Origin of the sequence: Saccharothrix sp. (assembly GCF_031180885.1) — a bacterium.
In the GTDB taxonomy this organism is placed as follows: Bacteria; Actinomycetota; Actinomycetes; order Mycobacteriales; family Pseudonocardiaceae; genus Actinosynnema.
Window position 1 is genome coordinate 109571 of the sequence record NZ_JAPSLK010000010.1, and the last position, 12708, is coordinate 122278.

Sequence of the window (12708 nt, forward strand, 5' to 3'; positions counted from 1 at the left end):
GGGACCAGTCCTTTTCTCGGGGTTGGCCGGAATGACGGGAACGACGTTAACCAGGACCCGGTCACGCGCCGGTAATCCGCCGACCGGAGAACGTTCGACGACCGTTTCATGACTGGGTCGGTGGAATTCATCGGTAGAACCGGAGATCGGAAACCATCCCGCTCGCGAAGGGCTTGTCGATGACGAACCTGGACGACACGGTCGCGGTGGTCGGTGTGTCCTGCCGGCTGCCCCGTGCGGCCGACCCGGCCGCGTTCTGGCGGCTGCTGCGCGACGGCCGGGACGCGGTGACCGAGGTGCCCGCGGACCGGTGGGAGACCCTGTCGCCGGAGACGAAGGCGGTGCGCGGGGCGCGGTACGGCGCGTTCCTGGACGCGGTCGGCGACTTCGACGCCGGGTTCTTCGGCATCTCGCCGCGCGAGGCCGCCGCCACCGACCCGCAGCAGCGGCTGGTGCTGGAGCTGGCCTGGGAGGCGTTGGAGGACGCCGGGATCGTGCCCGGGTCGTTGGCGGGCACGGCGGCATCGGTGTTCGTGGGCTCGTTGCGCGACGACTACGCCGGGCTGGTGCTCGGGCGCGGCGCGATCACGCAGCACACCAACACCGGCACGCACCGAGGCATCATCGCCAACCGGGTGTCCTACGCGCTGGACCTGCGCGGTCCCAGCGTCGTCGTGGACACCGCGCAGTCGTCGTCGCTGGTCGCGGTGCACCTCGCGGCGGAGAGCGTGCGCAGCGGTGAGTCGCCGCTGGCGCTGGCGGCGGGCGTGAACCTGAACATCCTCGCCGAGGGAGCGCTGGGCGCTGACAGGTTCGGCGGCCTGTCACCTGACGGCCGGTGCTTCACCTTCGACGCGCGGGCCAACGGGTACGTGCGCGGCGAGGGTGCGGCGGTGCTGGTGCTCAAGCCGTTGCGGGCGGCGCTGGCCGACGGCGACGACGTGTACGCGGTGATCCGGGGCAGCGCGGTCAACAACGACGGCGCGACGCCGGGCCTGACCGTGCCGCGGCCCGCGGCGCAGGCGGCGGTCGTGCGGGCGGCGCAGCGGCGGGCCGGGGTGGACGCCGAGGTGGTGCAGTACGTGGAGCTGCACGGCACCGGCACGCCGGTCGGCGACCCGATCGAGGCGGCCGGGTTGGGCGAGGTGTTCGCGGGCCGGTCCGAGCCGCTGCCGGTCGGGTCGGTGAAGACCAACATCGGGCACCTGGAGGGCGCGGCGGGCATCGTCGGCCTGCTGAAGTCGGTGCTCGCCATCCGCCACCGCGAACTGCCCGCGAGCCTGAACTTCACCACGCCCAACCCCGAGCTGCGCTTGGACGAGCGCAACCTCACCGTCCACACGGGACGCGGATCGTGGCCGCACCCCGACCGGCCGCTGGTGGCGGGCGTCAGCTCGTTCGGCATGGGCGGCACGAACTGCCACGTGGTCGTCTCCGAACCGCCCGCCGTCGCGGCCGCCGACGCGCCGACGGTGACGAGCGCAGGTTCGGCGGGTGCCGGGTCGGTGCCGGGCGGTGGTTCGGCGGCCGGCGCCGAGGCGGCCGGTGATGGCGCTCGGTTCGCGGTCGTGCCCGTGTCCGGGCGCACGCCCGAGGCGTTGCGGGCGCACGCAGCCCTCATCCGCGGCACCGAGGGTGAGCCGCGCGACCTCGGCTGGTCGCTGGCCACCACGCGCACCTCGTTCGAGCACCGGGCGGTGGTGGTCGCGTCCGACCGCGACTCCCTCGACGCGGGCCTGGACGCCATCGCGACGGGAGTGCCCGCACCGCACGTCGTCAGCGGCACGGTCGGGGACGGCACGCTCGGTGTCGTCTTCACCGGTCAGGGTGCCCAGCGCGCGGGCATGGGCGCGCAGCTGCACCGCGCGTTCCCGGTGTTCGCGGAGGCCTTCGACGAGGTGTGCGCGCACCTCGACCCCGGCCTGCGTGACGTCATCGCCTCCGGCGACGGGCTGGACGACACCGCGTGGACCCAGCCCGCGCTGTTCGCGGTCGAGGTGGCCGCCTACCGGCTGGCCGAGTCGTGGGGCCTCACGCCGCGGGTCGTGCTGGGTCACTCCATCGGCGAGATCGCCGCCGCCCACGTCGCCGGCATCCTGTCCCTGCCCGACGCCTGCGCCCTGGTGAGCGCGCGCGGCAGGTTGATGAGCGCGCTGCCCCCGGGCGGCGCGATGGTCGCGGTGGAGGCGGCCGAGGACGAGCTGGACCTGCCCGACGGCGTCGCGCTGGCCGCGGTCAACGGTCCGCGCTCAGTGGTGCTGTCGGGCCGCGAGGACGCCGTCCTGGCCTATGCCCGAGGGCTGGGCCGCCGCACGAAGCAGCTCACCGTCAGCCACGCGTTCCACTCGCCGCTGATGGACCCGATGCTGGACGAGTTCCGCGACGTCGTGCGCGGCCTCACGTTCCACGAGCCGGTCATCCCGGTGGTGTCGACCGTGCGGCCCGACGCCGACCTCACCGACCCCGAGCACTGGGTCCGCCAGGTCCGCGAGCCGGTCCGCTTCCTGCAGGCCGTGCGAGCCCTGGACGTCACCACGCTGGTCGAGGCGGGACCGGACGGCGTGTGCTCGGCGATGGCGGCCGAGGCGGGCGTGCGCGCGTTCCCGATGATGCGCAAGGGCCACGACGAGGTGACCACCGCGCTGACCGCGTTCGCCGCAGCGCACGCGCGTGGCGTGGCCGTGGACTGGTCCGCCCTGCACGTCGGGCGGCGGATCAAGCTGCCCACCTACCCGTTCCAGCGCGAACGGCACTGGCTCGACGAGCGGGCCGAGCCCGTCGTGGTCGAGCGGTCGGCGGACGTCTCCCGGCTGGTGCTGCACCACGTCGCCGCGGTGCTCGGCACGGAACCGGGCAAGGTCGACGCCCGCCGCCCGTTCCGCGACCTGGGGTTCGACTCGCTGATGGGCGTCGAGCTGCGCGAGAACCTGGCCGCCGCGACCGGCCGCGACCTGCCCACCGGCCTGCTGTTCGAGCACCCCACCCCGCAGGCCGTGATCGCCTGCCTGCGGCGGGACGACGTCACCGAGGAGACGTTCGAGCGGCTGGAGCAGGACGACGAGCCGATCGCGATCGTCGGCATGGCGTGCCGCTTCCCGGGTGGCGTGGAGTCGCCGGACGACCTGTGGCGCCTGGTCGCCGAGGGCCGTGACGCGATCGGCCCGTTCCCGACCGACCGCGGCTGGTCGGGCGACCTCTACCACCCCGACCCGGACCGCTCCGGCACCAGCTACGTGCGCGAGGGCGGCTTCCTGGCCGGCGCCGGCGAGTTCGACCCGGCGTTCTTCGGCATCTCGCCGCGCGAGGCCCTGGCCATGGACCCGCAGCAGCGGCTGCTGCTCCAGACCGCGTGGGAGGCCGTCGAACGGGCGGGCATCGACCCGGAGTCGTTGCGCGGCAGCCGGACCGGCGTGTTCGTGGGCGGCACGGCGGCCGACTACGGACCGCGCATGCACGAGGCGTCCGACCAGGCCGAAGGGCACGTGCTGACCGGCGCGACGCCGAGCGTGATGTCCGGCCGCATCGCCTACCAGCTCGGCCTGGTCGGGCCCGCGCTCACGGTGGACACGGCGTGCTCGTCGTCCCTGGTCGCCCTGCACCTCGCGGTGCGGTCGCTGCGCAGCGGCGAGTCGAGCGCGGCGATCGCGGGCGGCGTCACGGTCATGGCCACGCCCGGCATGTTCCTGGAGTTCTCCCGCCAGCACGGCCTCGCCGCCGACGCGCGCTGCAAGTCGTTCGCCGCCGACGCGGACGGCACGGCGTGGGCGGAAGGCGTCGGCATGGTGGTGCTCGAACGCCTCTCCGACGCCCGCCGCAACGGTCACCGCGTGCTGGCCGTCATCCGGGGCAGCGCGATCAACTCCGACGGCGCGTCCAACGGCCTGACCGCGCCGAACGGCCGCTCGCAGCAGCAGGTCATCCGCCAGGCGCTCGCCGACGCCGGGCTGGAGCCGAAGGACGTCGACCTGGTCGAGGCGCACGGCACCGGCACGTCGTTGGGCGACCCGATCGAGGCCGAGGCCATCCTCGCCACCTACGGCCGGGACCGCGACGAGCCGCTGTGGCTGGGTTCGCTCAAGTCCAACATCGGCCACGCGCAGGCGGCGGCCGGTGTGGGCGGCGTGATCAAGCTGGTCGAGGCGATGCGGCACGGTGTCATGCCGCGCACCCTGCACGTCGGCGCGCCCACGCCGAAGGTCGACTGGACCAAGGGCAAGGTCGAGCTGCTCACCGAGGCCCGGGAGTGGCCCGCCGACCGTCCCCGGCGGGCGGGCATCTCCTCGTTCGGCATCAGCGGCACCAACGCGCACCTCGTGCTGGAGCAGGGCGACGTCCGCGAGCCGACGCGCGCGGAGGTGACCACGCCCGTGCCGTGGATCTCCAGCGGCCGGGACGCCGAAGCCGCCCTCGCCGTCCTGGACCGGGTCCGGGGCCGCGCGGACATCGCCGAAGTGGCCCGCACGCTGGCCGGACGCACCCGCTTCGACCACCGGGCCGTGCTCGTGGGCGTCACGCCGAAGGACTTCGCGAGCGCCGCGCCGCTCACCGGCCGCGCGGTCCCGGACGGCCGCACGGCGGTGCTGTTCACCGGCCAGGGCGCGCAACGCGCGGGCATGGGACGTGAGCTGTACGAGGCGTTCCCGGTGTTCGCCCGCGCTTTGGACGAGGTCGCCGACGCCTTCGCGCCGCACCTGGACGTGCCGCTGAAGGAGCTGATGTTCGGCGACCGCCCGGAGCTGCACGAGACCCGCTACACCCAGCCCGCCCTGTTCGCCTTCGAGACCGCGCTGTTCCGACTGGCCGAGCACCACGGCCTCACCCCCGACCTGGTCGCCGGCCACTCCATCGGCGAACTCGTCGCCGCCCACGTCGCGGGCGTGCTCACGCTCGACGACGCGGCCGAGCTCGTCACCGCACGCGGCCGGCTCATGCAGTCGGCCCGGCCCGGCGGCGTGATGATCTCCGTGCAGGCCACCGAAGCCGAGCTCGGCGAGCTGCCCGAGGGCGTGGCGCTCGCGGCCGTCAACAGCCCCACCTCGCTGGTGCTGGCGGGTGACGAGGACGCCGTCACGTCGTTCGCGAGCCGGTTCCCGCGCGCCCGCAAGCTCCAGGTCAGCCACGCGTTCCACTCGCCGTACATGGACGACGTGCTGGACGAGTTCCGCGCGGTCGCCGTGACGGTCACCCACCACGACCCGCGCATCCCGGTCATCTCCACCGTGACCGGCGCGCCGCTGGCGGCCGACGCCGACCACTGGGCGCGCCAGATCCGCGGCACGGTGCGCTTCCTGGACGCCGTCCGCGCGCTGGAGCAGCACGGCGCCACGGTGTTCGTGGAGGTCGGCCCGGACGCGGTGCTCGCGCCGCTCGCCCAGGCCGCCGGCGTCACGGCGGTGTCGCTGGGACGGGCCGGTCGGCCGGAGCCGGCGACCGCGGTGTGGGGCCTGGCGCACGCGCACACCCACGGCGCGCCGCTGGACGTGGCGTCGTTCGTGCCGGGCGCGGACCGCGCCGACGACGTGCCGACCTACCCGTTCCGCCGCGACCACTACTGGCTGACCGACCGGCCCCGCGCCACCGGCCTGGTCACCACCGCGGTCGAGCTGGCCGAGCGGGACGAGGTGGTGCTCACCGGCGAGGTGTCGCTCACCGCGCAGCCGTGGCTGGCCGGTCACGTCGTCAACGGCTCGGTGCTGGTGCCCGGCACGGCGTTCCTGGAGCTGGCGCTGGCGGCGGGGGAGCGCGTCGGCCTGCCGCGCGTCGAGGACCTGACCCTGGAGACGCCGCTCGTCGTGCCGGCCACCGGCTCGGTGCCGGTGCAGGTCACCGTGCGGGAAGGCCGGTTCACCGTCCACTCGCGCCAGGACACCTGGCAGCGGCACGCGTCCGGCACGCTCACCGAGGCCGTGACCACCGCGGAGCCGTTCCCGTGGCCCCCGGAGGCCGACGAGGAACCCGTCGACGACGCTTACGACCGCCTGGCCGCCCTCGGCTACGACTACGGCGACCCGTTCCGCGGCCTGCGCGCGATGTGGCGTGACGGCGACACGATCTACGCCGAGGTCGCTATCACCGCGCCCGCCAAGGGCTTCGCGGTCCACCCGGCGCTGCTGGACGCCGTGCTGCACCCGCTGGTGCTCGAACCGGCAGGCGTTGGCCGGATCAGGCTGCCGTTCGCGTGGAGCGGGGTGGAGCTGAACGCCGAGGGCGCGACCGGGCTGAGGGTCCGCATCACGCCCAGCGGCGGCGACACGTTCGCCGTGGACGTGGCCGACACCGCGGGCGTGCCGTTGGGGCGCATCGACGGCATCACGTTGCGGGCCGTCGCCAAGAACGCCCTCGCGGGCAGCTCGACGTTCGCCCTGACCTGGACCGAGGCCGAGGGCGAGGAGCCGGTGGGCGACCTGGTGGTCGTGCCGCCCGCCGAGACCGAGGACCCGCGCGTGGCCGTGCGCCGCGCCCTGCGGTTGGTGAAGGACTGGCTCGCGGAGGAGCACGACCCGGGCGACCGGCTGGTGTTCCACACCCGCCGCGCGATCGCCGCCGAGCCGGACGAGCCGGTGGACGACCTGGCCAACGCCGCCGTGTGGGGCCTGGTGCGCGTCGTGCAGTCCGAGCACCCCGACCGGGTGGTCGTGGTGGACGCCGACGACGTCGACGCGGTGCACGCCGCCGTGGCGACCGGTGAGCCGCAGGTCGCGGTGCGGGGCCGCCGGTTCCTCGTGCCGCGCCTGACCCGGACCGGGCTGGGCGAGCCCGTGCGGCTGCACGGCACCGTGCTCGTCACCGGCGGCACGGGCGGGCTGGGCGCGCTGGTCGCCCGCCACCTGCACGCCCACCACGGCGTGCGCGACCTGCTGCTGGTCAGCAGGCGCGGCCTGGACGCGCCCGGCGCGCGGGAACTGGCCGAGGAACTGGGCGCGCGGGTGGCCGCGGTGGACGTGGCCGATCGCGACGCGCTGGCGGAGCTGCTGGCCGGCGAGCGGATCACCGCGGTCGTCCACGCGGCCGGCGTGCTGGACGACGCGACCACGACGGCGTTGACCGACGACCAGGTGGACCGGGTCCTCGCGCCCAAGGCGCTCGCGGCCCGCCACCTGCACGAGCTGGTGGGCGAGGTCGAGGCGTTCGTGCTGTTCTCCTCGATCTCCGGCGTGCTCGGCACGGCGGGCCAGGGCAACTACGCTGCCGCGAACACCTACCTGGACGCCCTGGCCGCCCACCGCCGCGCGCAGGGCCTGCCCGCCGTGTCGCTCGCATGGGGCCTGTGGGACGCGGGCATGGGCGAAACGCTCGGCGAGACCGACCTGGCGCGCTGGGCACGTGCCGGTGTCGCGCCGCTCGACCCCGAGCGCGGCTTGGCCCTGCTCGACCGCGCGCTGGCGGGTGACGCGGGTCTGCTCGTGCCCGCCGCACTGGAACCGTCCCGGGTGGACGGTGACGTGCCGCCGCCGTTGCGCGGCCTGGTGAAGCGGCGCGTGGCCAAGACCGCGTCGACCGCGTTGACCGAGGCGAACGCGCTGGACCTGGTGCGCTCGCTGGCCGCCGCCGCGCTCGGCCACGCCGACGGCGCGGCGGTGGACCCCGAGAAGGCGTTCCGGGACCAGGGCTTCGACTCGCTCGCGGGTGTCGACCTGCGCAACCGGCTGGTCGCGGCCACCGGCCGCAAGCTGCCCACGACGCTGGTCTTCGACCACCCGACGCCGACCGCGCTGGCCGCGTACCTGGTGGCGGGCAACCGGAAGGCGGAGACGAAGGTCGCCGCGCGCGCCGAGGAGCCGATCGCGATCGTCGGCATGGCGTGCCGCTTCCCCGGCGGCGTGCGGTCGCCGGAGGACCTGTGGCGGCTGGTCGCGCAGGGCCGGGACGCGATCTCGGAGTTCCCGACCAACCGCGGCTGGGACGTGGACGCGCTGTACGACCCGGACCCGGAGAAGCTCGGCACGACCTACACCCGGCACGGCGGGTTCCTGCACGACGCCGACCTGTTCGACGCCGAGTTCTTCGGCATGTCGCCGCGCGAGGCGCTGGCCACCGACCCGCAGCAGCGGCTGCTGCTGGAGACGGCGTGGGAGGCGTTCGAGGACGCGGGGATCGACCCGACGACCCTGCGCGGCAGCCGGTCGGGCGTGTTCACCGGCGTGATGTACGACGACTACGCCTCACGCCTGCCCGAGACGCCCGACGAGGTCGAGGGCTTCCTGCTGGCGGGCAACACCTCCAGCGTGATCTCCGGCCGCCTGGCCTACACCTACGGCCTGGAGGGCCCCGCGATCACGGTCGACACGGCGTGCTCGTCGTCGCTGGTCGCGCTGCACCTGGCGGCGCAGGCGCTGCGCAACGGCGAGTGCGACCTGGCCCTGGCGGGCGGCGTCACGGTCATGGCCGGGCCCAGCACGTTCATCGAGTTCTCCCGCCAGCGCGGGCTGTCCGCGGACGGGCGCTGCAAGTCGTTCTCCGCCGACGCGGACGGCACCGGCTGGTCCGAGGGCGTGGGCCTGCTGGTGGTCGAGCGGCTCTCCGACGCGCGCAAGCGCGGCCACCGCGTGCTGGCCGTGGTGCGCGGCTCGGCGGTGAACTCCGACGGCGCGTCCAACGGCCTCACCGCGCCCAACGGGCCGTCCCAGGAACGGGTGATCCGGGCGGCGCTCGCCGCCGCCCGGCTGTCGCCGTCCGACGTCGACCTGGTCGAGGCGCACGGCACCGGCACCAGGCTCGGCGACCCGATCGAGGCGCAGGCCCTGCTGGCCACCTACGGCCAGGACCGCGACGAGCCGCTGTGGCTGGGCTCGCTGAAGTCCAACATCGGCCACGCGCAGGCGGCGGCCGGTGTCGGCGGGATCATCAAGGTGGTGCAGGCGATGCGGCACGGCGTCATGCCGCGCACCCTGCACGTCGGCGAGCCGTCGCCGCACGTCGACTGGTCGTCCGGCGCGGTGGAGCTGCTGACCGAGCCGCGCGAGTGGCCCGCGGGCCGTCCGCGTCGCGCGGCGGTGTCGTCGTTCGGCATCAGCGGCACCAACGCCCACGTCGTGCTCGAACAGGCCCCGGAGCCCGCGCCGAGCCGGCGCGTGACGCCGGAGGTGGTGCCGTGGGTGCTGTCGGCGCGGGACGACGAGGCGTTGCGCGCCCAGGCCGCCGCCCTGCACGCCGCCCTGGCCGAGCACCCCGACCTGGACCCGGCCGACGTCGGCCTCACCCTGTCCCGCCGGGCGCTGCTGGACCGCCGCGCGGTGGTCTTCGGCCGTGACGCCCTGCTCGGCGACCTCGTCATCGGGGACGGCGAGGGGCGTGGCAAGACCGCGTTCCTGTTCACCGGGCAGGGCAGCCAGCGGGTCGGCATGGGACGCGAGCTGTACGAGTCGTCGCCGGTGTTCCGGCGGGCGCTGGACGACATCTGCGCCCACCTGGACCCGGTGCTGGACCGCCCGCTGCGGGCGGTGCTGTTCGCCGAGCCGGACTCCGCGGACTCGGCGCTGCTCGGCCAGACCGCGTTCACCCAGGCCGCGCTGTTCGCCGTGGAGGTCGCGCTGTACCGGTTCGCGGAGCACCACGGCGTGCGCCCGGACTACCTGTTCGGCCACTCGGTCGGCGAGGTGGCCGCCGCGCACGTGGCCGGCGTGCTGGACCTGGCCGACGCCTGCACGCTGGTCGCTGCGCGCGGCCGGGCCATGCAGTCGGCGCGCGACGACGGCGCGATGGCCGCGATCGAGGCGACCGAGGGGGAGGTGCGGGCGTCGCTGAGCGGCGTGCTGGCGGTGGCCGCGCTGAACGCGCCCCGCTCGACCGTCGTGTCCGGTGACGAGGCCGCGGTGGCGCGGGTGGTCGAGGAGTGGTCGGCCAAGGGGCGCCGCACGCGCAGGCTGCCGGTGAGCCACGCGTTCCACTCGCCGCACATGGACGAGGTGCTGGACGCGTTCCGCGCCGACCTGGCCGACGTGGTGTTCCGCGAGCCGTCGATCGCCGTGGTCTCGGACGTCACCGGCGAGGTGGCGACAGTCGAGCAGCTTCGGTCGCCGGAGTACTGGGTGCGCCACATCCGGGAAGCCGTGCGGTTCCTGGACGGCGTGCGGACGCTGGAACGGCTCGGCGTCACGGAGTTCGTCGAGCTGGGCCCGGACGGTGTGCTGACCGCGTTGACCCGGCAGTGCCTGGAGCGGGAACCGGGTTCGGCGGTGACGTTGCTGCGCGCCGGGCGGCCGGAGCTGGAGCACGCGCTGTCGGCGCTGGGCGTCCTGCACACCCGCGGCGTCCCGGTGACGTGGGACTTCGGCGACGCGCGGCCGGTGACGCTGCCGACGTACCGGTTCCGGGGCCGCCGGTACTGGCTGGACGCGCCGCGCACCACGCGGTCGGCGGGCGCGCTGGGCCTGTCCGATCCCCGGCACCCGCTGCTCGGCGCGGCGGTGGAGCTGAGCGGTGGCGACACCGTCGTGCTGACCGGGCGGTTGTCGGGCAGCGGCTGGCTGGCCGACCACCGGGTGCGCGACGACGTGCTGCTGCCGGGCACGGCGTTCGCGGAGCTGGCGCTCGCGGCCGGCGCGTACACGGGCTACCCGCACCTGGCCGAGCTGACCTTGTCGGCGCCACTGGTGCTCGGCAGCGCCGAGCTGCAGGTCGCGGTCGGCGCGCCGGAGGCCGGGCGGCGCCCCGTCACGATCCACTCGCGGCCGGACGCGGACTCGCCGTGGGAGCAGCACGCGACCGGCGTGCTGAACGAGGAGGTGCCCGCGGCCGGCGAGTTCTCCTGGCCGACCGACGGCACGCCGGTCGACCTGGACGGCGTCTACGAGCGGTTGGCGCTGCACGGCTACCACTACGGGCCCGCGTTCCAGGGGCTGAAGGCGTTGTGGCAGGACGGCGACCACCTGGTCGCCGAGCTGGCGCCGCAGGACGGTGACGGGTTCCTGGTGCACCCGGCCGTGCTCGACGCCGCCCTGCACGCCCTGCTGCCCGGCGTCGCGGACGACGACGCGCCCGCCGTGCTGCCGTTCGCGTGGAGCGGAATCACGGTGCACTCCACCGCGCCGGCCGTTCGCGCGAGGTTGACCCGGACCGGCTCGTCGGTGTCGCTGGTGCTGGCCGACGCGGCGGGGCGACCGGTGCTGACGGTGGACGAGCTGGCGTTGCGGCCCTTGGGCGGACGGGTGGCCCCGGCCGGGCTGCACGCGCTGACCTGGCGCGAGGTGAGCGTGCCGGGCGGCCTGCCGCCGCACGGCCTGACCGTGCACCGGGTGCCGGAGCTGGGCGCGCGTGAGGCGGTCCACCACACGCTCGACGTGCTGCGCCGGGCGGACGGCCCGCTCGCGGTCGTGGTGCGGGACGGGGTGGAGCACGCGGCCGTGCGCGGTCTGGTGCGCAGCGCGCAGGCCGAGCAGCCGGGCCGCTTCGTGCTGGTCACCGCGGACGCCGACGACTTGGTGGACACCGCGTTGCGGTTGGGCGAGCCGGAGGTCGCGGTGCGCGGCGGTGAGGTGCTGGTGCCCCGCCTGGCCCGCACGCCGTCGGCCGACCGGCCGGTGGACTGGGGTGACGGTCCGGTGCTGATCACCGGCGCGACCGGCGCGCTGGGCGCGATCCTGGCCCGGCACCTGGTCATCAACCACGGCGTGAAGGAACTGGTGCTGCTGAGCAGGCGCGGCCCGGACGCGCCGGGCGCGGACCGCCTGGTCGCCGAGCTGGACGCGGTGGTGCACCTGGTGGCGTGCGACGCGGCCGACCGCGACGCGGTGGCCGCGGTGCTGGCGCGGTACCGGCCGACGGCGGTCGTGCACACCGCGGGCGTGGTCGAGGACGGCACGCTCGCCGGGCTCACCGCCGAGCAGGTGGACCGGGTGCTGCGGCCCAAGGTCGACGCGGCGTGGAACCTGCACGAGCTGGCCGGTGACGTGTCGGCGTTCGTGCTGTACTCGTCGGTCGCGGGCCTGCTCGGCACCGCGGGCCAGGCCAACTACGCGGCGGGCAACAGCTACCTGGACGCGTTGGCCGAGCACCGGCACGCGGCCGGCCTGCCCGCGACCTCGCTGGCCTGGGGCTTGTGGGAGACCGAGAGCGAGCTGTCCGGCGGTCTGTCCGAAGTGGACCTGCGGCGGCTGGCCCGGTCCGGGCTGCAGCCGCTGGGCGCGGACGAGGCGATGGAGCTGTTCGACGCGGCCCTCGCGCACGGCGCGCCGGTGCTCGCGGTGACCCGGTTCGACCAGGCGGCGCTGAAGGGCCGGGACGACCTGCCCGCCGTGCTGCGGGACCTGGTCCGCGTCCGCCGGACAGCCGTCCCGGCCGCGAGGACGCCCGAGACGACCGACCTGCCGACGTTGGTGCGCCTGCAGGTCGCGGCCGTGCTGGGGCACGACGACCCGGACGCGGTCGACCCCCGGCGGGCGTTCACCGAGCTGGGCTTCGACTCGCTGACCGCCGTCGAGCTGCGCAACCGGCTCGGCGCGGCCACCGGGCTGACGCTGCCGACGACGGTCGTGTTCGACCACCCGAGCCCGGACGCGCTGGCCGGGTACCTGCGGTCGCTGACGTCGGCCGACGAGGAATCGCTGGTGGACCGCGTGGCAGCGGCGGTGCGCGCGGGCGAGCTGGACGACACCGCGCTGGCCCGGCTGCGCGCCCTGCTCGGCGCGGGCCCCGCACTGGACCCCGACCTCGACTCCGCTGACGACGACGCGTTGTTCGCGCTGGTCGACGAGCTGGACTAGGAGACGA

1 protein-coding gene is annotated in these 12708 nt (G+C 75.3%); it reads left to right on the top strand.

Features of this window, described 5'->3' with window-relative positions:
* Positions 1–179: 179 nt before the first annotated feature.
* Complete coding sequence (locus tag RIN75_RS15475) at positions 180–12701, top strand: type I polyketide synthase (RefSeq protein ID WP_309112605.1); 12522 nt, start codon at positions 180–182, stop codon at positions 12699–12701.
* Positions 12702–12708: the final 7 nt, after the last annotated feature.